A 20,647-nucleotide genomic window follows, 5' to 3' on the forward strand; every position below is an offset into this window, starting at 1 on the left:
AGATGACCGGACGCACGACGCCCGCCCCCTCGCCGATTGTCACCAGGCTGCGGCTGCAGCTCGCCTGTGCCTGCGCGCTGGCGGCCCTGGCCGGCGCCTGCAAGGCCGAACCGCCCGTGACGGGGGCGATCAGCCCCTCCGACTACCGCGCCCGTCACCCGATCGTGCTGGCGGACGGCACCCGCAGCCTCGACGTGTTCCCCACCGGCCCCGGCCATCTCGACCCCCGCCAGGGGGACGACGTGGACGCCTTCATGCTCGAATACCGCCGCTTCGGGCGCGGCGGGATGCTGATGGAGGTGCCGCGCGGCCTGCCCCCGGCCCAGGCGGCGGCCACCGAGCGGACGGCGGGCCACATCCTGCAGCGGGCGGGCCAGGACGGCGTCGCCCGGCGCGACATCGTCGCCAACCCCTACGCGGTGGCCGCCCCCGGGCTCGCGTCGCCGATCCGCCTCAGCTTCCAGCGGATGCAGGCCAAGGTGGCCGATGCCTGCGGAACCTGGCCCGAGGATCTCGGCGCCAGCGACTTCGCGCGGGACAACAGCAACAAGCCTTTCTGGAACTTCGGCTGCTCGACCCAATCGATGGTGGCCGCCCAGGTCGCCGACCCGGTCGACCTCGTGCGCGGGCGCCCGGAAGGCCGGATCGACTCGGTCAAGCGCATCCGCGACGTCGGTCAGCTGCGCGAAGGCAAGGATCCGTCAACCCAGTGGCGTCAGGATGGCCAGACATCCGTGAAGGCTCAGGTCGGCAACTGATGTGTCACGCCGGGGCCTGGGTGGCCCCCGGCGCCGAATAGTGAGTTTCAACCCCGAGAGTCCGTTGATGTCGGAGCAGAGCGATTCGGGCGAGCGCGTGATCTCCCCGGTGCCCCGGATCACGATTCAGGCCTTCTGCGAATTGTCCGAGACGGCGGCCATGATCGAGGCCGCCGCCGAGGACAGGCGTCTGCAGCGGGCCAGGGTCAAGGTCCGCATGGGCGGCGGCGCGGCCGCCATCGAGGCGTTCCGACACGCCCCGACGCCGAACGTCATCGTCATCGAGGTGCAGGGCGCCCGCTCGAAGCCGCTGGAATGCCTCGACGCCCTGGCCGAGGTCTGCGACGAGGGCACCCGCGTCGTGGTGATCGGCCACCTGAACGACGTGACGCTCTACCGCCAGCTCCTCCAGCGCGGCGTCTCCGACTACCTGATGGCCCCGGTCGAGCCCCTGGGGCTGATCGCCGCCATCTCCGAGATGTTCACCGCCGCCGGGGTGAAGCCGATCGGGCGCACCATCTCGGTCTTCGGCGTGCGCGGCGGCATCGGCGCCTCGACCGTGGCGCACAACCTCGCGTGGTCCATCGCCCGCAGCCAGGGCGTGCCGACGGTGATCGCCGACCTCGACATCGCCTTCGGCACCGCCTCGCTGAACTTCAACCAGGACCCGCCGCAGGGCATCGCGGAGGCGGTGTTCGCCCCCGAGCGCCTGGACGCCGCCCTGGTGGAGCGCCTGCTCTCGAAGTGCAGCGACAACCTCAGCCTGCTCTCGGCGCCCGCGAGCCTCGACCGGACCATCGACCTGTCGGAGCCCGCCTTCGACACGCTGATCGAGCACCTGCGGGCCAACGTGCCCTGCCTCGTCCTCGACGTGCCGCACCAGTGGAACGCCTGGACGAAGCGCGTGCTCGCGGCCTCGGACGAGATCCTCGTCGTCGCCGGCCCCGACCTCGCGAGCCTGCGCAACGCCAAGAACCTGATGGGCGCCCTGAAGAACGGCCGCCCCAACGACGCGCCCCCGCGCATCCTGCTCAACGGCAGCGGCATGGCCAAGCGGCCGGAGATCGCGGCGGCCGAGTTCGCCAAGGCCCTCGACGTGCCCCTGGCGGCGACCATTCCCTTCGATCCGGCCCTGTTCGGCACCGCCGCCAACAACGGCCAGATGATCGCCGAGGTGCAGCCCGGCTCCAAGGTGGCCGAGCTGTTCAACGACCTCGCCGCCACCGCCATCGGCCGGGTCGAGACGCGGCGCAAGGGCGGGGGCGCCAGCCTGCTCGAGCCGCTGCTCGCCAAGCTCGCCGCCCGCCGCAAGGCTTCGTGATGCGAGTCCGCAACGATCATGTTCGGTAGACGGCAATCCGGTTCGGCCTCCGCGCCTCCCCCCGTCGTCCAGGCGCGGGCGATGCAGCAGCCCGCCCCCGCTCAGGCCCCCGCGCGCGAGGCGCCCCCACCCGCGCGCCAGGCGCCGGTGGTGGTCGAGGCCGCGCGCTCGGACGAATATTACCGCACCAAGAGCCTGATCTTCGGCGCCCTCATCGAGGCGATCGACCTGACGCAGCTCGCCCATCTCGACGCCGAGACGGCGCGCGAGGAAATCCGCGACATCGTCACGGAGATCATCGGGCTCAAGAACATCGTCCTGTCGATCTCCGAGCAGGAGGAACTGCTCGACGACATCTGCAACGACGTGCTGGGCTACGGCCCGCTCGAACCGCTGCTCGCCCGCGACGACATCGCCGACATCATGGTCAACGGCGCCGGGCGGACCTTCATCGAGGTCTCCGGCAAGATCCAGCTCACCAGCGTGCGGTTCCGCGACAACCAGCAGCTGATGAACATCTGCCAGCGCATCGTGAGCCAGGTCGGCCGCCGCGTGGACGACGCCTCGCCGATCTGCGACGCGCGCCTGCCGGACGGCTCCCGCGTCAACGTCATCGCCCCGCCGCTGGCCATCGACGGCCCGGCCCTGACGATCCGTAAGTTCAAGAAGGACAAGCTGACCCTCGACCAGCTCGTCCGCTTCGGCGCCATCTCCCCCGAGGGCGCGGAGGTGCTGAAGATCATCGGCCAGTCGCGCTGCAACGTCGTCATCTCCGGCGGCACCGGCTCCGGCAAGACGACGCTCCTGAACTGCCTGACCGCCTTCATCGAGCACGACGAGCGCGTCATCACCTGCGAGGACGCGGCGGAGCTTCAGCTCCAGCAGCCGCATGTGGTGCGCCTGGAAACCCGCCCCCCCAACATGGAGGGCCAGGGGCAGGTGACGATGCGCGACCTCGTGAAGAACTGCCTGCGCATGCGCCCCGAGCGGATCATCGTCGGCGAGGTGCGCGGCCCGGAGGCGTTCGACCTCCTGCAGGCCATGAACACCGGCCACGACGGCTCGATGGGCACGCTGCACGCCAACAGCCCGCGCGAGTGCCTGTCGCGTATCGAATCGATGATCTCTATGGGCGGGTTCACCCTGCCCTCGCGGACGCTGCGCGAGATGATCTGCGGGTCGATCGACGTGATCATCCAGGCGACCCGCCTGCGCGACGGCTCGCGCCGCATCACCCACATCACCGAGGTGCTGGGGATGGAGGGCGAGGTCATCACCACGCAGGACATCTTCCTCTACGACATCCTCGGCGAGGACGCGAACAGCAAGATCATCGGCCGCCACCGGGCGACCGGCGTGGGCCGCCCGCGCTTCTGGGAACGCGCCCGCTATTACGGGCTGGAAGGCCGCCTGGGCGCGGCCCTCGACGCCGCCGAAGTCGTCGAGGGGGCCTGAGGCCATGCCCGACCTCTGGCCCGATCTCGGCGCGCTCCTGCCCGGCCTGCCCATCGCCACGGGTCTCATGGGCGTCGCCGTCGCGCTGATCACCTATGCCGGCATCGTCGCCCTGATGCCGGGCGAGCGCCGCGCGACCAAGCGCCTGAAGTCCATCGCCGTGACCAACGTCGCCGCGACCGGACGGGGCGGCGGCGTCAACCGGCGCGATCAGGTCGCCAAGACGCTGAGCGAGATCGAGGCCAAGGCCAAGGGCGCGGCCAAGGTCACGCTGGAACTGAAGATCGCCCGCGCCGGCCTCGACTGGACCAAGAAGACCTACTGGACCTTCGCCGGCATCGCCGGCTTCGTCTCGGCGTTCTTCCTGTTCCTCCTCACCGACAGCGTGTTCGCGGCCCTCGGCGGCGCCTTCTTCGGCGCCTGCGGCCTGCCGCCCTTCCTGCTGCGCTGGCTGCGCCTGCGCCGGGTGGCGAAGTTCAACAAGGAACTGCCCAACGCCGTCGACGTGGTCGTGCGCGGCATCAAGACCGGCATCCCCGTGGGCGATTGCTTCCGCATGGTCTCCCGCGAGGCGGAGGAGCCCCTGCGCGGCGAGTTCCGCACCATCGTGGAGACGCAGGCGCTCGGCCTCTCCCTCGGCGAGGCCGTGGCCCGGCTGCACGAGCGCGTGCCCACCGCCGAGGTGAACTTCTTCTCGATCGTCATCAACATCCAGCAGCAATCGGGCGGCAACCTCTCCGAGGCGCTGAACAACCTCTCGCGGGTGCTGCGCGACCGCGCCAAGATGCGCGGCAAGATCCAGGCGATGAGCATGGAGGCGAAGGCCTCCGCCTCGATCATCGCCGCCCTGCCCTTCGGCGTGGCGGGCATCACCACCCTCACCAGCCCCGACTACATCTCGCTGCTCTGGACCACCGACGCGGGCAAGATCGCCCTGGTGGGCTCGGCGATCTGGATGAGCCTCGGCATCTTGGTCATCAAGAAGATGATCGCCTTCGAGATCTGACGGGGACGGGATGGTCGAGGAGATCGCCGCAAAGCTGTTCGACGCCCGCTTCGTGGGCACGGCGCTGGCCGCCCTCGCGGCGGCGGCGACCGCCTTCGCCGTGGCGCAGCCCTTCCTCGAACCCGACAAGCTCGGCAAGCGGATGAAGCTCGTGAGCGACGAGCGCGAGATCATCCGGCGGCGCGAGCGCGAGAAGCTGACGACCAAGGGCAGCCTGCGCACCGAGCCCAAGGCGTACATGAAGGAGGTCGTGGACCGGTACAACCTGCGCCGCTGGCTCGGCACGGACACCGCCAAGCGCAAGCTCCTGATGGCGGGCTACCGGGGCCAGGGCGCCGAGACCGCCTTCCTGTTCTTCCGCCTCGTGGCGCCGGTCGGCGCGTTCATCGCGGCGGTCTTCTACCTGTTCATCCTGGAGGCGTTCGACGTCTCCTACCTGATGCGCGTCGCCATGACGATCGGCGCGGCCTTCCTCGGCATCAAGGCGCCGGAGGTGTTCCTCGTGAACGCCGCCAAGAAGCGCCAGACCGAGATCCGCAAGGCGTGGCCCGACGCCCTCGACCTGACGCTGATCTGCGTCGAATCCGGCATGGCCATCGAGAACGCCTTCCGCAAGGTGAGCACCGAGATCGCGGTGTCGTCCGTGGTCCTCGCGGAGGAACTGGCGGTGATGGTGGCCGAGATGTCGTTCCTGCCGGACCGGCGCATGGCCTACGAGAACCTCGTGATGCGCACGGCCCTGGAGCCGGTGAAGGCGGTGGCCGTAGCGCTCAGCCAGGCCGAGCGCTACGGCACCCCGGTCGGCCAGGCCCTGCGGGTGCTCAGCCAGGAGAGCCGCGACATGCGCATGATCGAGGCCGAGAAGAAGGCCGCCGCGCTGCCGCCGAAGCTCACCGTGCCGATGATCCTGTTCTTCCTGCCGGTGCTGTTCGTGGTGATCATCACCCCGGCGGTCATCCAGATCATGCGCACCCAGTGAGGGCGCGCCGCCCTCAATAGGTGGCGGCGAGGTAGGCGGCGATGGCCTTGGCGTCCGCCTCGCCGACGGGGGCGTGGTAGACCTTGACCATCTTGGTCACCTCGGACTCCCAGAACCCCGCCCCCTTCCTCGGCGGCTGCATCGCGATGTAGTCCACCGAGTGGCAGACCATGCAATTGCCCTGCGCCGCCTCGAAGCCCGGCCGGTGCGCCGGGTCGGCGGGCGCCCGCAGCTGCGCCGTGGGTTCGGGCAGGGCGTAATCCTGCGGCGCGGCGGCGAGGGGGCCGCCCAGTGCGAGCAGGAGCGCGACGGATCCGGTCAGTCTCATCAGGCCGCCCTCACCCGGGTCGTCTCGACCACGTTGCGCATGTACCCGGCCGGGTTCCAGCGCGGTTCCATCGGCTGCGTGCCGCCGTCGTTGCCCGTCGCCCGCACCCGCAGGGCATGCGCGCCGGGGGCCAGCGCGACCTCGCTGGTCCAGGTGCGGAAGGCGTAGCGGCCGAGATCCTGGCCGAGGCTCGCCCCCGCCCAGCTCCTGCCGTCGTCGGTGGAGACCTCGACCGCGCGGATGCCCGATCCGCCGTCGAAGGCGATGCCGCGCAGGGGCACTTGACCCGCCCTCACCTCCTGCCCGTCCGTCAGGTTCGTCACGAAGGAGCGGACGTTGAGCCGGCCGATCGGCACCGTCCTGTCCGCCGCCTTGCCGGGCTCGGTGCAGGCGCACTCGTTGTCCGGGATGCGGTAGGCGCTCTTCATCCAGAAGCCCTCGAAGGGCTTGTCGAGGACGCTCACCGCGTTGAGGTGCTTGACCCAGTAGGTGCCGTAATAACCCGGCACGACGAGGCGCAGGGGGAAGCCGTTGAGCCAGGGCAGATCCTGCCCGTTCATGCCCCAGGCCAGCATCACCTCGCCGTCGCGGGCGTGGTCGAGGGTGAGCGCCTTGGCGAAGTCCGGCGTCTCCGGCAGGACCGGCCCGTCGAGGCCCTCGAAGGCGACCTGCACCGCCCCGCCCTTCACGCCGGCCTTGTCGAGCACCGCCTTCAGCGGCACCCCGGTGAAGCGGGCGCAGCCCATGGCGCCGTTGGCCAATTGCCCGCCGGCCATGCGTGGTTCGAAGAAGCCGCGCGAATTGCCGGAGCACTGGTTGACCGCGACCACCTCCGCCCCCGGCATCCCCTTGAGGTCGGCGAGCGAGAGGGAGAGCGGGCGCTCGACATGGCCCTTCACGTCGAGGCGGAAGGCATCCGGGTCGATGCGGGTGGGGATGTCGGCGAGGTGGTAGCGCACGAAGAACGCGTCGTTCGGGGTGATCGCCCCGTGGTCGAAGACCGAGAACGGCGTCTCCAGCTGCGGCGGACGCGCCGTCATCTGCAGGAGCGGGCGCTTGCCGGGAAAGGCGACCAGCGGGCGCTCACCGTTGCCGAAGGGCAGCATCGCCTCCTCGGCGTGCAGGGCGCGGGCCGAGAGGCCCGCCCCGCCGAGCCCGATGGCCATGCCTCTCAGGAGGTCTCGCCTGTCGATCATCGCCCGCTCCCTTTCGCCACTCAAGTGGGCGCCCCGCAGGCGACCTTGCTCCTGGCACCAGCCTGGCCGTCCTGGGCCTCGGCGAATTCGTCGAGGCGGCGATTCCGCGTCTCGGGGGTGAGGGCCAGGGCCGCCACCGCGATGACGGCGTAGATGCCGTAGACGACAGGAATATAAAACCAATTCCCCGCCACGTCCTGCCCGATGAGCCCGGCGAGCAGCGGCGGCGCGATGCCGCCGCCGAGGATCGCCGACAGGCTGTAGGAGATGCCCGCGCCGGAATAGCGGTACTTGGTCGGGAAGCTCTCCGAGGTCAGGATCGGCGCGAGCCCGTGCAGGATGCCGACGCCCGTGAGGGTGATGACGAATTGCAGGCCGAGCACCAGCCAGACCTGCTGGTGCAGGATGGCGAGCGCGTAGGGCACGGACAGCACGGCCGTGAGGATCACCGCGATGTAGCCGAGCTTCTTCCGGGTCATGAAATCCGCGGCCGGGCCGCTGATCACCACGCCGAGGACATCGCCGATCCGCGCCACGAAGATGATCACCGCCGTCGTCGCGAGCGGGATGCCCGCCGACTTCATGAACGAGATGGCGTAGGTGCCGCTGACATAGCCGTCCATCTGCTGGAAGGCGCAGAACAGGGCGAGCAGGAGGATCGGCCGCCAGTGCTTCCGCGTGACGTCGAGGCTCGGCATCTTGGACAATTCGTCCTTGGCCTTCAGCTGCTCGAAGAGGGGCGAATCCGCGAGCTTGAACCGGGCGAGCAGGCCGGGCACCACCACGACCACCGAGAGCAGCATCGCGACGCGCCAGCCATAGGTCGAGAAGCTGTCGGCCAGGATGTAGAGCACCGCGCTCGCCGCCATCGCCCCGCCGGGGATGCCGAGATTGGCCAGCGACACCCAGAAGGCCCGGTGCTTGCGCGTGGCGCCGAACTCCGCGAGCAGCGAGGCCGCCCCGCCGAACTCGCCGCCGAGGCCGATCCCCTGGACGATGCGCAGGGTGACGAGCAGGATCGGCGCGGCGATGCCGATCGTGTCGTAGCCCGGCAGCAACCCGACCGCGAAGGTCGTGGCGCCGACGATCAGGATGTTGATGAGGAACGAGGTCTTCCGGCCGGCGCGGTCCCCGAAATGGCCGAACAGGTAGGCCCCGAGGAGGCGGGCCGGGAAGCCGGCGCCGAAGGTGAGGTAGGAGAAGATCAGCGCCCAGGTGGGCGAGATGTTCGGGAAGAAGATGTGCGGGAAGGCGCTCGCCGCCGCATAGCCGAAGATGAAGAAGTCGTAGAATTCGACCAGGACCCCCGATGTCGCCGAGAAGGCGAGGAGGGCGATGGTCTTGCGGTCCGTCGCCTCCGGTACGGGCGGTGCGGGCTGGCGCGTGGTCATTGGCTCGACATCTCCGGGCTGGCGGTCTCGGCCGCGAGGAGCCCCGGCCCCGCCCATCCTTACCGGAAGGGGCCGGAGGCGCATGTCGGAAGGCCCCGCTGCTGCGGAGCGTATGTCAGCGATGTCGGTCTTTGGAATGACGGCGCGTGCGCGCGGGACGGGGGGCCCCGCCGGTGCCGGCTTCTCGCCTCATCGCTCCCTCCCAGGAACGCTTGTGATAGAACCGGCCGAGCCGGTTCGCCTGCCCCCTTTGCGAGGGTCTGCCACTCAACTGGTCGGGAAGTCTTATATAAGATATCTGACGCAGTCAAGGCAGCGCATGCCGCCCTTCCGACGCCCCCCCGAGCCCGCGATGAACGACCACCCCACCGCGACCTTCAAGCCGGAGCTGAGGCCGCTCTACGTCCAGATCCAGGGCCTCATCACGAAGCGGATCGCGGACGGGGCCTGGAAGCCCGGCGACCTCCTACCGACGGAGCACGAACTCGCCGCCGAATACGGGGTGAGCCAGGGCACCGTGCGCAAGGCGCTGATCGCGCTGGAGGGCGAGAAGCTGATCGTGCGGCGCCAGGGGGTCGGCACCTACGTCGCCCGGCACGCGCGGGACACGGTGCTGTTCCGCTTCTTCCGCATCGTCACGCCGGAGGGGGCGCGGCTCTCCCCCAAGAGCCGGCTGATCGCGCAGGAGATCCGCCCCGCCACGGCGGAGGAGGCACGGCAGCTGGCCCTGCCCGAGGGCGTGCCCCTGCACGCCGTCACCCGGGTGCGGACCCTCCGCGACGCCCCCTCGATCTACGAGTTCGTGGTCGTGCCGGCCGCGATCATCCCCGTCCTCGATCTGCCGGCGACGGAGGAGATGAGCGAGGAGATGTACGTGATCTACCAAGAGCGCCACGGCATCCTGATCACCCGCGTGCAGGAGCGGCTCCAGGCCATCGCCGCCGGGCCGGAGGAGGCGCGGGCGCTGGGCGTGCCGGAGGGGCTGCCCCTGTTGGAGATCGTCCGCGTCGCCTTCGACGTGAGCGGGCGCCCGGTGGAACTGCGCATCAGCCGCTGCGACACCCGGGAGAACCGCTACTCGGCCGATATCGTCGACACGGACGGCGCCCAGGCCTGAGGCCGCCCTTGACCGCCCACTCTTAGGTCTTATACAAGACAGGCGGACCAAGCAGCGGGAGGCGCGCAATGGGAGTTCCCCAACTCCTCGTCCATGACCCCAAGGATTCGGTGGGCGTCGTCGTGGTCGAGAACCTCATGGCCGGGACGGAGATGCTGTGCGTGGTCACGCACGACAATTCGGACTTCCGGCTGACGGCCAAGCAGGAGATCCCCATCGGCCACAAGGTGGCCCTGCAGGACATCCGCTCCGGGGACACGGTGTGGAAGTACGGCCAGGACATCGGCAAGGCCGTCGCCGACATCGCCAAGGGCGAGCACGTCCACACCCACAATCTCAAGACGAAGCGTTGGTGAGGGTCCCATGAGCTTGCAGGCCGCCTTCGAGCATTCCATGCCCGCCGCTTATGCCGGCGGGGCCCCCGACCAGTTCACCACCCAGGCGCTGCCGACGACGCGCGCCTCGGCGGATCATGCCGGCGCCACCTTCATGGGCTGGCGGCGGGAAAACGGGCGGGTCGGCGTGCGCAACCACGTCGTCCTCCTGCCCCTCGATGATCTGTCGAACGCCTCCTGCGAGGCGGTGGCCAACACAATAAAGGGCACGATGGCCCTGCCGCACGCCTATGGCCGGTTGCAGTTCGGCGAGGATCTGGAGATCCACTTCCGCACCCTGATCGGCATCGGCGCGAACCCGAACGTCGCCGCCGTGGTGGTGATCGGCATCGAGGACGGCTGGACCGCCCGCGTCGTGGAAGGCATCGCCAAGACCGGCAAGCCGGTGGTCGGCTTCGGCATCGAGGGCCACGGCGACATCGCCACGATCGCCAAGGCGAGCTACGCCGCCAAGCGCCTCCTGCAATGGGCGAGCGAATTGCCCAAGGAGGAATGCCCGATCACCGACCTGTGGGTCTCGACCAAATGCGGCGAGTCCGACACCACGACGGGCCTCGCCTCCTGCCCGACCGTCGGCAACATGTATGACAAGCTAATCCCCCACGGGATCTACGGCGTGTTCGGCGAGACCTCCGAGATCACCGGGGCCGAGCACCTGTGCCGCGAGCGCGCGGCGAGCCCGGAAATCGCCGAGAAGTGGTACGCGATGTGGAAAGCGTACCAGGAAGACGTGATCGAGGCGCACAAGACCGATGACCTCTCGGATTCCCAGCCGACCAAGGGCAACATCGCGGGGGGCCTGACCACGATCGAGGAGAAGGCGCTCGGCAACCTGGAGAAGATCGGCCGGGAGTGCCGCTACATCGACGCCCTGCAGCCGGCGGAAGCCCCGGCCAAGGGTCCGGGCCTCTACTACATGGACACGTCCTCGGCGGCGGCCGAATGCGTGACCCTGATGGCGGCGGCAGGCTACGTGATCCACACCTTCCCGACGGGCCAGGGCAACGTGATCGGCAACCCGATCGTGCCGGTGATCAAGATCAGCGGCAACCCGAAGACGCTGCGCACCATGGGCGAGCACATCGACGTGGACGTGACCGGCGTGCTGCGCCGGGACATGACGCTCGACGCGGCGGGCGATGCGCTGATCGACATGGTGGTCCGCACGGCCAACGGCCGGCTCACGGCGGCCGAATCCCTCGGCCACCGGGAATTCGTGATGACGAAGCTCTACCGGAGCGCGTGACGCCTCCGGTTCAGCACATCGGTAGGCTGATCCGACCCTATCCCCTCATCCTGAGGTGCCCGCGCCAGCGGGCCTCAAAGGAGGGCTCCAGGATTCGTGAGCGATCTGGAGATCTCCTTCGAGGCTGCTCCGCAGCACCTCAGGATGAGGACGAGGGTGGGATCACGACGGACAACTGAACCCCTTCAGAGCGCCATGGCCGACATCCTCACGATCCCGGACGCCGAGACGTTGGTCGCCGACGCCCTCGTCCGGGCGAACACGGCGCCGGGCAATGCCCGGCATGTCGCCTCCGCCCTGGTGCGGGCCGAGGCGGATGGCTTGAAGGGCCACGGTCTCTCGCGGGTGCCGAGCTACGCGGCGCAGGCCAAGGCCGGCAAGGTCGACGGCCACGCGACCCCCACCCTCACCCGCCCCCGTCCGGCGGTGGCGTCCATCGACGCCGCGCACGGCTTCGCCTACCCGGCCCTGGCGCTCGCCCTCGATGCGCTGCCCGGCATGGCGCGGGAGGGCGGCCTCGCCGCCGCCGCGATCCGGCGCTCGCACCATTGCGGCGCGGCGGGGCTGTTCGTGGAGGATCTGGCTAGCCGGGGCCTCGTCGCCCTGCTCTTCGCCAACACCCCGGCGGCCATCGCCCCCTGGAACGGCCGGCGCGCCGTGTTCGGCACCAACCCCATCGCCTTCGCCTGCCCCCTGCCGGGGCGGGAGCCGGTGGTGGTCGATCTCTCCCTGTCGAAGGTGGCGCGGGGCAACATCGTCTCGGCCCGGCAGCGGGGCGAGCCGATCCCCGAGGGCTGGGCCGTCGATGCCGAGGGCCGCCCGACCACCGACGCCGCCGCCGCGCTCGCGGGCACCATGCTGCCGCTCGGCGACGCCAAGGGCACGGCGCTCGCCCTGATGGTGGAGCTGCTGGCCGCCGGCCTGACCGGCGCGACCTTCGCGGCCGACGCCTCCTCCTTCCTCGACGACAAGGGCGGCCCGCCCGGCACCGGCCAGCTCATCCTGGCCTTCGACCCGCAAGCCTTCGGGGACGGCGCCCTGGACCGCTTCGCCGGTCTCGCCGCCGCCATCGAGGACCAGCCCGGCGCGCGCCTGCCCGGCCAGCGCCGGCTCGGGCTTCGCCACAAGGCCGCGCGCGACGGGCTCGCGGTCGAGGCCAAGCTGCTGGCCGAAATCGCCGCGATCTGACCCCATCCAAGGAACAGAAGATGCCGGACATCGTCGTCACCGAGTTCATGGACGAGGACGCGATCCGCGAATCCCTGTCGGGCTTCGACGTGGCCTACGATCCGACCCTGGTGGACAGGCCCGACGACCTGCGCGCCGCCCTGTCCGGAGCGCGGGCGCTGATCGTTCGCAACCGGACGAAGGTGAACGCGGCGCTCCTCGCCGCCGGCCCGGCCTTGCGCGTCGTCGGACGCCTCGGCGTCGGCCTCGACAACATCGACCAGCCGGCCTGCCAGGCGCGGGGCATCACGGTGATCCCGGCGACGGGAGCGAACGACGTCTCGGTGGCCGAATACGTCGTCGCCACGGCGATGCTGCTGCTGCGCGGGGCCTATGGCGCGACGGCGGACGTCGCCGCCGGGACATGGCCGCGCGGGCGGCTGATGGGCCGGGAGATTGCCGGCAAGCGCCTCGGCCTCGTCGGCTTCGGCTCCATCGCCCGGGAGACGGCCCAGCGCGCCGCCGCCCTCGGGATGCGGGTGAGCGCGCACGACCCCTTCCTGCCGGCCGACCACCCCGCCTGGGAACAGCCCGGCGGCCGCGTCGCCAGCGTGCCCCTGCAGGACCTCGTGGCGGGGGCGGACGTGCTCTCGCTGCACGTACCCCTGACCGACGCGACGCGCGGGCTCATCGACGCGCGGATGCTGGCGCGGATGCCGAAGGGCGCGATCCTCATCAACGCGGCGCGCGGCGGCGTCGTGGACGAGGCCGCCGTGGCGCAGGCCCTGCGGGACGGCCACCTCGGCGGCGCGGCCCTCGACGTGTTCGACGCCGAACCCCTCTCGGCCGAGGCCGGGGCGGTGTTCGCGGACTGCCCGAACCTCATCCTCACGCCTCACATCGCGGGGGTGACGGTGGAATCGAACGTGCGCGTCTCGCGGATGATCGCCAAGGCCGTGGCCGAGGCGTTGTAGGCGTCTACCCATCCTCCCGCAGCGTGAGGCGCCTCACGCTGCGGCGGTGAACGAGGGCCAGGATCAGGACGCCGGTACCCACGCTCTCGTACAGGATGACGTGGGAGGCATGCTCGTGCCGGCGCACGCCCGGCCGGATCACGTCAGCCCTTCGGCCCATGCCGGGATTGTCGGCGAGGAGTTCGAACGCGTGCTCAAGCCCGGCTGCGTAGGCTTCCGCTTGGCGGGCGCCGAACTGCCGGTAGCCGTGAACGGCGATGTCGAACAGGTCCGCCTCCGCTCGCTTCGTGAGACGGTAGTCACTCATCCGGCGGCGGGTCGCCCTGCACATGCGTCCTGGCGCGTGCCAGGATATCGCGGACCTTGAGCGGGCTCGGTCCGCTCGCGCGCGACTCGTCCACGATCCTGCGAAGATCCTCGAGGGTCAGCTCGGGCTTGGCCCGCCGCTCCCGGTCGCGGCGCACGAGATCACGGACATAGTCGCTCGTGCTGGCGTACTCGCCCCGTTTGATCTGAGCCTCGATCCATTCCTTCATCGGATCGGGCAGGGAGATGGTCATCGTTGCCATGGCGCCCCTCGGCAGCGGCCGACGCTCATCGCGATAAGCGTTTTTCACAGATGTTCTTATCACGAGAGCCGAGGCGCTTTAAGCCGCCTCGCGCCACGCCTCCCCCCGCCGGAAGCGGGCGAAGCGCAGGGCGAGGATCGGCAGGATCAGGAGGTTCAGCACCGTCGAGGTGACGAGGCCGCCGAGGATCACGGCGGCCATCGGGCCCTCGATCTCGCGGCCGGGCTCGCCCGCGCCGAGCGCCAGCGGCAGCAGGCCGAGGCCGGTGACGAGGGAGGTCATCAGGATCGGCACCATCCGGTCGGCGGCGCCCTCGAAGGCCGTTTCCCTGTCCCAGGGGCGGCCCTCGCGGGCGACCATCTGCTCGTAATGGGCGATCATCATCACGCTGTTCCTGAGCGAGATGCCCGACAGGGTGACGAAGCCGACGATGGAGCCGAGCGACAGCGTGCCCCCCGTCAGCACCACCGCCGCGACGCCGCCGACGAAGGCGAAGGGGAGGTTCGCCAGCACCAGGGTGAGGTTCGCCCCGGAGCCGGTGACGATGGCGAGCAGCACCACGATGCCGAACCCGGCCAAGGCCGTGTGGAACAGGAGATCGCGCCGCGCCCGCGCCTGCGCCTCGGCGGCGCCGGCGAAGGTGACGTAGACGCCCGCCGGCAGGCGCACCTCCTTGGCGATCTTGCGCTTGGCCGCCGCAACGAAGCCCGCGATGTCCCGCCCGGCGACGTTGGCCGTCACCGCCTGTACCCGCTGCGCGCCCTGGTGCTGCACCTGATAGCGGCCGGTGCTCTCGTAGACGTCGGCCACCTGCGACAGCCGGAGGTAGCGCCCGCCCGGCGTGCGCAGGGGCAGGTCGCCGATGGTGCTCAGGCGCTCCCGCGCGCGGGCCTCCAGCAGGACGATGACGTTGAACACCGCGTTGCCCCGGTAGGTCTGGCCCACCGTGTCGCCCTGGTAGGCGGTGCGCACCGATTCCAGCACGTCGATCGCATCGAGGCCCCAATGGCGCAGATCGACCTGCCGCAGGGCGACCGTCACCTGCGGCAGGCCGGCGGGGGCGGCCTGCTGCACGTCCCGCGCGCCCCGGACCTCGGCGAGCTCCCGCGCGACGGCGCGGGCGGCGGCCTCGATCCGGTCGAGGTCGTTGCCGACCACGTTGACCACGACCGGCGCCGTGAAGCCGGAGATGACCTCCTCGATCCGCTCGGTCAGGAACGACTTCAGGGAGAAGGCCGGGCCGGGGAAGCCCGCGATCAGGTCGCGGATGCGCCCCTCGATGGCACGCTGCGCCGCCCCGCCGAGGCCGGGTTCGAGGTCGATGTGGATCTCGCTGTAATGCGGCCCGGCGGTGTCCTCGCCGGTCTCGGCCCGGCCGATCTGCGAGGCGACCGCGCGCACGCCGGGAATGGCCTTCAGGTCCGCCGTGATGAGGGTGCCGAGCCGCTGCGATTCCGTCAGCGACGTGCCGGGCGCGGCCACCATGTGGAGGATCAGGTGCCCCTCCCGCAGGTCGGGCAGGAAGGACAGGCCGAGGCCGGGCACGAGCGCCGCCCCGGCCAGCGCCGAGACGAGTCCGAAGGCCATCACCATCCGCGGCGCGCGGCCGGCGCGGGTGAGCAGCGCGAGGTAGAACCGGCGGCTCCAGCGCACGGCGGGCGGGTCCGCCGCCGGCCCGGCCTGCCCGGTCCTGCCGCCGAGGAGGACGAGCGACAGGGCGGGCGTCACCGTCAGGGCGACGAGGAGCGAGGCGACGACGGCCGCGACATAGGCGAGCGCCAGGGGCCCGAACAGCCGCCCGGCGATGCCGGTCAGCGCCAGCACCGGCAGGAACATCAGCAGCACTGCAAGCGTCGCGTAGGCGACGGAGCTGCGCACCTCCAGGATGGCGTCGCGCACCAGCCGCGCCCGCTGCCCGAGGGTGACCCGCCCGGCCTCGCGCAGGCGGCGGGTGACGTTCTCGACGCCGATCACTGCGTCGTCCACCACCTCGCCGATGGCGAGCGCGAGGCCGCCCAGCGTCATGGTGTTGAGGCTCTCGCCCCAGGCCTGCAGCACGAGGGCCGCCGCCACGAGGGAGAGGGGGATCGCCGCCGCGCTGATGAGCGCCGTGCGCCAATCCCCCAGGAAGACGAGGAGCACGATCACCACGAGCCCGCCGCCGAGGCCTAAGGCGAACAGCACGTTGCCGGTGGCGACGCCGACGAAGTCGGCCGGGCGGAACAGGTCCGGGCGCAGGGACACGCCCTCGCGGTCGAGGGCCGGGCGCAACTCGTCGAGGGCGGCTTCGAGCCGGGCGGTGACGGCGAGGGTGTCGACGCCGACCTGCGCGCCGACCATCATGAGCACGCCGGGCCTGCCATCGACCAGGGCGGCGCTGATCGCCGGCTCCGGCGCGGCGGTGACGGTGGCGACGTCGGCCAGGATCACGCTGGCCCCGCCCTCGTTGGCGAGCACCGTGCGGCCCAGCGCCTCCGGCGTGAGGGCCTGCCCCTCGGTGCGCAGCACGACGCGCTGGTTCGGCGTGTCCACGAAGCCCGCCCCGCGCACGCCGGTCGCCTTGCGGGCGGCGGCGAGGACGTCGTTGAGGCCGATCTGGTGGCGGATCAGGTCGTCGGGGCGCACCTGCACCTGAAGGGAGCGCACCGCGCCGCCATAGACCGAGACCTGGGCGATGCCCGGCACCGCCTGCAGGCGCGGGCGCACGGTCCAGTCGGCGAGCGTGCGCAGGGCCATCGCGTCCCGCCGCTCGGAGGTGAGGCCGACGAGGAGCACCGTGAGGGTCGAGGAGGTGAGCGGCGTCATCGACGGCGCCGAGACGCCCTGCGGCAGGCGCCCCGGCAGGACGGCGATGCGCTCGTTCACCCGCTGGCGTAGCTGATCGACGCCGCTGCCCGCCCGGAAGGTGGCCGTGACCACGGACAGGCCCTGGATCGAGGAGGAACGCAGGGTCTCCAGCCCCGGCAACCCGGCGACCGCCCCCTCCACGATCTGCGTCACCAGCACCTCGACCTGCTCCGGGTCGAGGCCGGGCGCCTCGGTCTGGATCGTGGCCGTGGGCGGCGTGAATTCGGGGAACACGTCGTAGCGCGCCCCCGCCAGGGCCGAGAGCCCGAAGACGAGGAGGGCGCAGGCGAGCGCCAGCACCACCCGGGGCAGCCGCACCGAGGCGCCGACCAGGGCCGCCTGGAGGCCGGAGGGTTTCTCCTCAGTCATCGTCGTCGCCGACGACGCGGATGCGGCTCCTCAACTCCTCCGACAGGAGCGCCTGCGCCCCCGACAGGACGATCTCGCTACCGTCCGGCAGATCCTCCACGACGAAGCTGTCGGCCGACATCGGCGCGTCGGGCCGCACGGGGTGGCGCACGTAGGAATCGTCCCCGAGGCCGCGATAGACCCAGGTGCCGCCCTCGGCATGGACCACCGCATCCTCTGGCACGAGGACCCCCGTGGCGGCCTTGCCGGTGGGCAGGAAGGCCATCACGCTCATGCCGGGCAGGAGCCCGCTGTCGCCGGAGACGAGATAGTAGAAGCTCTGGCCCTGGATCCTGGGATCCGTGCGCGTCGCGGGGGAGACGAGGCGCAGGCTCACCCGCACGCTCTGCGGCGGCACCTCCGCGAAGGCGGTCTGGGGCGGCTTCGCCAGGGCTTCCCCCGGCGGCAGCGTCACCTGCATCAGCAGGTCGTCGCGCTCGATGAGCCGCGTCACCAGGGCCCCGCGCTCGATGATCGCCTTGCCGATCACCGCGCCCCATTCCTGCCGGGCGGTGGCGGCGAGCGTGCGCACCTGCGATTCCGCCGCCGTGACCGCCGCCTGCTCGGTGAGCGCCGTGCCCTCGGCGGTCTCGATCTGCGCCGTGGCGACCGCCGCCGCGCCGAGGCTCCGGAGCCGGCGGGCGGCGCTCACCGAGACCTCGGCGCGGGCCTTGGCGGTCTGAAGAGCGGCCACCGCCCCGGCGTAGCTGTTCGTGAGTTCGGTGACGCGGGCGAGGTCGAGGAGGCTGCCGTAGCCGGTGGATTCGCGCGGATGCGGCTCCGCCGGCAGGACCTTCGTGACGATGCCGACCCGCGCCCGCTCGGCGGCGGTGAGGCGGACCACGGTGCGCCCGTCCTCGACGGCGGTGCGCGGCGCCGGGAGCCGGGCGGCGGGGGCCGGCGTCCGGCCGGGCAGGAGGGCGTCCAGGGATTCGCGCCACCCGGCGAGGGTGGCGGTGGCGCCCGGCCGCGTCATGGCGAAGGCACCGCCCGCGACGAGGGCGAGCAGCGTTCCGGTGAAGAGAACCCTGCGCGCCTGGCCCAACGCCAATCCCCTTCCCACCGATTGCCGAATCGTCCCGGTTTTCAGGCGATACACGAAAACGGCGGCGCTGGCCTACCCGGCGTTGCACGGACGATCGGGAAACTTGAGCGCAGTCTCGGGGGTAGCCAACCCGAGCGGCCTGCGGGCCGCGTCAGTTTCGGGAACGCCGGCCATGCAGCACAAACCCCTCGCGGATCAGACGATCGTCGTGACCGGCGCCTCGTCCGGGATCGGGCTGGCCACGGCGCGGAGGGCCGCCGCCCAGGGCGCGCGGGTCGTGCTGGCGGCCCGGAGCGGCGCGGCCCTCGACCGGATCGCCGCCGACATCGTCCGGGAGGGCGGGCAGGCGGTGGGCGTCGGCGCCGATGTCGGCGAGCGGGAGCAGGTGGAGGAGATCGCCGCCAAGGCGATGGCCGCGTTCGGCGGCGTCGACACCTGGGTGAACGTCGCGGGGCTGACGATCTACGGCTCCCTCGGGGAGGTCAGCCAGGAGGACCACGAGCGCCTGATGCGCACGAACTTCTGGGGCACCGTCAACGGCTCGCTGGTGGCGGTCGGGCTGATGCGGCGCCGGGGCGGCGCGCTCATCAATGTCGGCTCCATCGCCTCGGACCTCGCCTTCCCCTACCAGGGCATGTACGCGGCCTCGAAGCACGCGGTGAAGGGTTTCACCGACGCCCTGCGCATGGAACTGCGCCTCGACGACGCGCCGATCTCGGTGACGCTGGTCAAGCCCGCCTCCATCGACACCCCCCTCCCCCGCCGGGCGCGCAACTACCTCGACCGGGAGCCGATGCTGCCGCCGCCGGTCTACTCGGCGGACGAGGTGGCGCGGGCGATCCTGCACGCCGCCGTGCGCCCGCAGCGGGACATCGTGGTCGGCGGGGCCGGCAAGATGTTCATCGCCGGCAAGGAGTTCGCGCCGGGGGCCTACGACCACCTCGCCGGACAGATCGCCGCCCTGCAGAAGCGCAGCATGGCGCCGCGGCGCCCGGCGGGAGCGCTGCACGCGCCGCAGCTCGACGACACCGGGCATGTCCACGGCGACCAGCCCTTCCCGGTGCTGCGCCGGAGCGCCTACACGCGGGCGAGCCTGCACCCCCTCGCCATGGCCTCGGCGGTTTTGGGCCTCGGCCTCGCCGCCGCGACCCTGCTCCGGTCGGGACGACGCTCCTGAACCGGGACGGGCCGGCGGGCGACGTCGCGCGGACCCTCGTGCCCCTGGCGGACGGGGGCAGCATCGCCTGCGCGGAGGCGGGCGGGGGCGAGGGCTGCGACGTGGTGCTGATCCACGGCACGCTCATGGCTCTGGAGGACATGTGGCTGCCCCTCGCGCCCCGCCTCGCGGGCCGGCACCGGGTGGTGGCCGTGGACCGGCCGGGCCACGGGCTCAGCGTCCGGCGGCGGCTCGTGGACGCCTCGCCCTGGCGGCAGGCGGCGGCGATCCGCGAGGCCATGGACCGGCTCGGCCTGCAGCGGCCGGTGGTGGTCGGCCATTCCTTCGGGGCGACGGTGGCGCTCTGCCTCGCCCTGTCGCATCCCGACGCGGTGCGGGGCGTGGTGGCCCTGGCGCCCCTGTGCTTCCCGGAGCCGCGCCTGGAACAGGCCCTGTTCGGCCCGCGCGCCGTGCCGGGCCTCGGCGACGGCCTCGCGACGATGCTGGCCGGGAGCCTCGACCGGGCGATACTGCCGCTCCTGTGGCGGGCGATCTTCCTGCCGCAGGCGGTGCCGCCGGATTTCGCCGCGCGCTTCCCCTGGCTCCACGCCAGCGGCCCGGCCCGGATGATCGCCGAGGGCGAGGATGCGATGAGCGTGTGGCCGGCCCTGGCGCGGGCGGCCGCCGCCTACCCGACCTGCCGGGTGCCGGTGCGCATCCTCGGCGGGGCGGCGGACATCGTCGTCAACAACGCCCTCCACGGTGCGCTCGCCGCCGCGATGATCCCCGGCGCCCGCTTCGCGTGGCTGCGCGGCACCGGGCACATGCTCCACCATTTCCACCAGGACCGGGTGGTGGCGGAGGCGGAAGCCCTCTGATCGTGGGGCCCGCCTCAGCGCAGGGCCGAGAAGTCCGTGGGCGAGAGGAAGGTGTTCTCGATCCGCGCCACGATGGGCTTGTCCTTCTCGGTCTCGGCGCGCTTGGCGATCCATTCGGGATCGGCCTGGAAGGCGTTCCACTTCCGCTCGCGCTCGGCGAGGCTGTCCCACTTGAGGAAGTAGGTCAGGGCGTGGTTGTCCGGCCCGACGAGGGTCGTGAAGAAGCCGGCCTGCTCGATGTCGTACTTTTCGAAGAAGCCCATCGTGATGGTGCGGAACCGGTCGAGGAGGGCGGGAAGCCGGGTCGGGGCGCAGTAATAGACGCGCATTTCGACGATCATCGCTCGGTCCTTCGCGAGGGAGGCGGGGCGATTCCGGGCGTAGGCGCCGGCCGCGCCCGCGTCAATTTCC

At 71.3% G+C, this 20,647-nt stretch carries 20 protein-coding genes; 12 read left to right on the plus strand and 8 right to left on the minus strand.

Annotation, left to right across the window (positions count from 1 at the left end; genetic code table 11):
• Positions 1–2 precede the first annotated feature (2 nt).
• The 5 genes from ACXJ1Y_RS16290 to ACXJ1Y_RS16310 all read left to right on the plus strand — a co-directional run bounded on the left by ACXJ1Y_RS16290 (position 3) and on the right by ACXJ1Y_RS16310 (position 5,519).
• Positions 3–758 (plus strand): CpaD family pilus assembly protein, encoded by a 756-nt coding sequence (locus ACXJ1Y_RS16290; protein ID WP_463847225.1) that lies wholly within the window; start codon positions 3–5, stop codon positions 756–758.
• A 67-nt stretch (positions 759–825) separates the two neighbouring features.
• The gene (locus tag ACXJ1Y_RS16295) at positions 826–2,079 is read left to right on the plus strand and encodes a CpaE/TadZ family protein (RefSeq protein WP_463847226.1); all 1,254 of its coding nucleotides are present in this window, start codon (positions 826–828) and stop codon (positions 2,077–2,079) included.
• A gap of 18 nt (positions 2,080–2,097) precedes the next feature.
• Complete coding sequence (locus ACXJ1Y_RS16300; protein WP_463847227.1) at positions 2,098–3,534, plus strand: TadA family conjugal transfer-associated ATPase; 1,437 nt, start codon at positions 2,098–2,100, stop codon at positions 3,532–3,534.
• Positions 3,535–3,538: 4 nt separating this feature from the next.
• Positions 3,539–4,540 carry a type II secretion system F family protein gene (locus ACXJ1Y_RS16305; protein WP_463847228.1) on the plus strand — a complete coding sequence of 334 codons (1,002 nt, stop codon included), beginning with the start codon at positions 3,539–3,541 and terminating at the stop codon, positions 4,538–4,540.
• Between the two features lie 10 nt (positions 4,541–4,550).
• On the plus strand, positions 4,551–5,519 hold the full coding sequence (locus tag ACXJ1Y_RS16310; protein WP_463847229.1) for a type II secretion system F family protein: 969 nt from the start codon (positions 4,551–4,553) through the stop codon (positions 5,517–5,519).
• 13 nt (positions 5,520–5,532) lie between these two features.
• Here ACXJ1Y_RS16310 and sorB read toward each other — a convergent pair whose 3' ends face one another.
• The 3 genes from sorB to ACXJ1Y_RS16325 are packed head-to-tail and all read right to left on the minus strand — an operon-like array spanning position 5,533 to position 8,434.
• Entirely contained in the window at positions 5,533–5,847 is a 315-nt protein-coding gene (sorB, locus tag ACXJ1Y_RS16315) for a SorB family sulfite dehydrogenase c-type cytochrome subunit (protein ID WP_463847230.1), read from the minus strand.
• Entirely contained in the window at positions 5,847–7,043 is a 1,197-nt protein-coding gene (gene sorA / locus ACXJ1Y_RS16320; RefSeq protein WP_463847231.1) for a SorA family sulfite dehydrogenase catalytic subunit, read from the minus strand. The genes sorB and sorA overlap by 1 nt, the downstream gene beginning before the upstream one ends.
• A gap of 20 nt (positions 7,044–7,063) precedes the next feature.
• Positions 7,064–8,434: an MFS transporter gene (locus tag ACXJ1Y_RS16325; protein ID WP_463847232.1), complete on the minus strand. Its 1,371-nt coding sequence runs from the start codon at positions 8,432–8,434 to the stop codon at positions 7,064–7,066.
• Between the two features lie 352 nt (positions 8,435–8,786).
• Here ACXJ1Y_RS16325 and ACXJ1Y_RS16330 point away from each other — a divergent pair, with 352 nt between their 5' ends.
• From ACXJ1Y_RS16330 to ACXJ1Y_RS16350, 5 genes are all read left to right on the plus strand, one after another.
• Positions 8,787–9,551 (plus strand): GntR family transcriptional regulator, encoded by a 765-nt coding sequence (locus tag ACXJ1Y_RS16330; RefSeq protein ID WP_463847233.1) that lies wholly within the window; start codon positions 8,787–8,789, stop codon positions 9,549–9,551.
• A 68-nt stretch (positions 9,552–9,619) separates the two neighbouring features.
• The gene (locus tag ACXJ1Y_RS16335) at positions 9,620–9,907 is read left to right on the plus strand and encodes a UxaA family hydrolase (RefSeq protein WP_463847234.1); all 288 of its coding nucleotides are present in this window, start codon (positions 9,620–9,622) and stop codon (positions 9,905–9,907) included.
• 7 nt (positions 9,908–9,914) lie between these two features.
• Positions 9,915–11,192 carry a UxaA family hydrolase gene (locus ACXJ1Y_RS16340; RefSeq protein WP_463847235.1) on the plus strand — a complete coding sequence of 426 codons (1,278 nt, stop codon included), beginning with the start codon at positions 9,915–9,917 and terminating at the stop codon, positions 11,190–11,192.
• A gap of 195 nt (positions 11,193–11,387) precedes the next feature.
• Complete coding sequence (locus tag ACXJ1Y_RS16345; RefSeq protein ID WP_463847236.1) at positions 11,388–12,380, plus strand: Ldh family oxidoreductase; 993 nt, start codon at positions 11,388–11,390, stop codon at positions 12,378–12,380.
• A 20-nt stretch (positions 12,381–12,400) separates the two neighbouring features.
• Entirely contained in the window at positions 12,401–13,333 is a 933-nt protein-coding gene (locus ACXJ1Y_RS16350) for a hydroxyacid dehydrogenase (protein ID WP_463847237.1), read from the plus strand.
• A gap of 4 nt (positions 13,334–13,337) precedes the next feature.
• Here ACXJ1Y_RS16350 and ACXJ1Y_RS16355 read toward each other — a convergent pair whose 3' ends face one another.
• From ACXJ1Y_RS16355 to ACXJ1Y_RS16370, 4 genes are all read right to left on the minus strand, one after another.
• The gene (locus tag ACXJ1Y_RS16355; RefSeq protein ID WP_463847238.1) at positions 13,338–13,640 is read right to left on the minus strand and encodes a type II toxin-antitoxin system RelE/ParE family toxin; all 303 of its coding nucleotides are present in this window, start codon (positions 13,638–13,640) and stop codon (positions 13,338–13,340) included.
• The gene (locus tag ACXJ1Y_RS16360) at positions 13,633–13,902 is read right to left on the minus strand and encodes a type II toxin-antitoxin system ParD family antitoxin (protein WP_463847239.1); all 270 of its coding nucleotides are present in this window, start codon (positions 13,900–13,902) and stop codon (positions 13,633–13,635) included. The genes ACXJ1Y_RS16355 and ACXJ1Y_RS16360 overlap by 8 nt, the downstream gene beginning before the upstream one ends.
• Positions 13,903–13,980: 78 nt before the next feature.
• A complete protein-coding gene (locus ACXJ1Y_RS16365) occupies positions 13,981–17,118 on the minus strand; it encodes an efflux RND transporter permease subunit (RefSeq protein ID WP_463847240.1) in 3,138 nt (1,045 codons plus the stop codon).
• A complete protein-coding gene (locus tag ACXJ1Y_RS16370; RefSeq protein WP_463850139.1) occupies positions 17,111–18,202 on the minus strand; it encodes an efflux RND transporter periplasmic adaptor subunit in 1,092 nt (363 codons plus the stop codon). The genes ACXJ1Y_RS16365 and ACXJ1Y_RS16370 overlap by 8 nt, the downstream gene beginning before the upstream one ends.
• Before the next feature lie 172 nt (positions 18,203–18,374).
• Between ACXJ1Y_RS16370 and ACXJ1Y_RS16375 the strand changes: the two genes are divergently transcribed.
• Together ACXJ1Y_RS16375 and ACXJ1Y_RS16380 are read left to right on the plus strand one after the other, a co-directional pair.
• The gene (locus ACXJ1Y_RS16375) at positions 18,375–19,379 is read left to right on the plus strand and encodes an SDR family oxidoreductase (RefSeq protein ID WP_463847241.1); all 1,005 of its coding nucleotides are present in this window, start codon (positions 18,375–18,377) and stop codon (positions 19,377–19,379) included.
• A 38-nt stretch (positions 19,380–19,417) separates the two neighbouring features.
• Positions 19,418–20,236, plus strand: a complete 819-nt coding sequence (locus ACXJ1Y_RS16380; RefSeq protein ID WP_463847242.1) for an alpha/beta fold hydrolase — start codon at positions 19,418–19,420, stop codon at positions 20,234–20,236.
• 14 nt (positions 20,237–20,250) lie between these two features.
• On the opposite strand, the gene ACXJ1Y_RS16385 is transcribed toward ACXJ1Y_RS16380, so the two are convergent.
• Positions 20,251–20,577, minus strand: coding sequence for an NIPSNAP family protein (locus ACXJ1Y_RS16385; RefSeq protein ID WP_463847243.1), 327 nt, complete (start codon positions 20,575–20,577; stop codon positions 20,251–20,253).
• Positions 20,578–20,647: the final 70 nt, after the last annotated feature.

The organism is Methylobacterium sp. TK26 (genome assembly GCF_055361565.1).

Excerpts from the sequence above, each read along its gene's own strand:
- ACXJ1Y_RS16365 (WP_463847240.1), bottom strand. The coding sequence starts at position 17,118 with ATGACTGAGGAGAAACCCTCCGGCCTCCAGGCGGCCCTGGTCGGCGCC.
- ACXJ1Y_RS16330 (WP_463847233.1), top strand. The coding sequence starts at position 8,787 with ATGAACGACCACCCCACCGCGACCTTCAAGCCGGAGCTGAGGCCGCTC.
- ACXJ1Y_RS16350 (WP_463847237.1), top strand. The coding sequence starts at position 12,401 with ATGCCGGACATCGTCGTCACCGAGTTCATGGACGAGGACGCGATCCGC.
- ACXJ1Y_RS16335 (WP_463847234.1), top strand. The coding sequence starts at position 9,620 with ATGGGAGTTCCCCAACTCCTCGTCCATGACCCCAAGGATTCGGTGGGC.
- ACXJ1Y_RS16305 (WP_463847228.1), top strand. The coding sequence starts at position 3,539 with ATGCCCGACCTCTGGCCCGATCTCGGCGCGCTCCTGCCCGGCCTGCCC.
- ACXJ1Y_RS16300 (WP_463847227.1), top strand. The coding sequence starts at position 2,098 with ATGTTCGGTAGACGGCAATCCGGTTCGGCCTCCGCGCCTCCCCCCGTC.
- ACXJ1Y_RS16345 (WP_463847236.1), top strand. The coding sequence starts at position 11,388 with ATGGCCGACATCCTCACGATCCCGGACGCCGAGACGTTGGTCGCCGAC.
- sorA (WP_463847231.1), bottom strand. The coding sequence starts at position 7,043 with ATGATCGACAGGCGAGACCTCCTGAGAGGCATGGCCATCGGGCTCGGC.
- ACXJ1Y_RS16385 (WP_463847243.1), bottom strand. The coding sequence starts at position 20,577 with ATGATCGTCGAAATGCGCGTCTATTACTGCGCCCCGACCCGGCTTCCC.
- ACXJ1Y_RS16355 (WP_463847238.1), bottom strand. The coding sequence starts at position 13,640 with ATGAGTGACTACCGTCTCACGAAGCGAGCGGAGGCGGACCTGTTCGAC.
- ACXJ1Y_RS16295 (WP_463847226.1), top strand. The coding sequence starts at position 826 with ATGTCGGAGCAGAGCGATTCGGGCGAGCGCGTGATCTCCCCGGTGCCC.
- ACXJ1Y_RS16290 (WP_463847225.1), top strand. The coding sequence starts at position 3 with ATGACCGGACGCACGACGCCCGCCCCCTCGCCGATTGTCACCAGGCTG.
- ACXJ1Y_RS16340 (WP_463847235.1), top strand. The coding sequence starts at position 9,915 with ATGAGCTTGCAGGCCGCCTTCGAGCATTCCATGCCCGCCGCTTATGCC.
- ACXJ1Y_RS16325 (WP_463847232.1), bottom strand. The coding sequence starts at position 8,434 with ATGACCACGCGCCAGCCCGCACCGCCCGTACCGGAGGCGACGGACCGC.
- ACXJ1Y_RS16310 (WP_463847229.1), top strand. The coding sequence starts at position 4,551 with ATGGTCGAGGAGATCGCCGCAAAGCTGTTCGACGCCCGCTTCGTGGGC.
- sorB (WP_463847230.1), bottom strand. The coding sequence starts at position 5,847 with ATGAGACTGACCGGATCCGTCGCGCTCCTGCTCGCACTGGGCGGCCCC.
- ACXJ1Y_RS16375 (WP_463847241.1), top strand. The coding sequence starts at position 18,375 with ATGCAGCACAAACCCCTCGCGGATCAGACGATCGTCGTGACCGGCGCC.
- ACXJ1Y_RS16360 (WP_463847239.1), bottom strand. The coding sequence starts at position 13,902 with ATGGCAACGATGACCATCTCCCTGCCCGATCCGATGAAGGAATGGATC.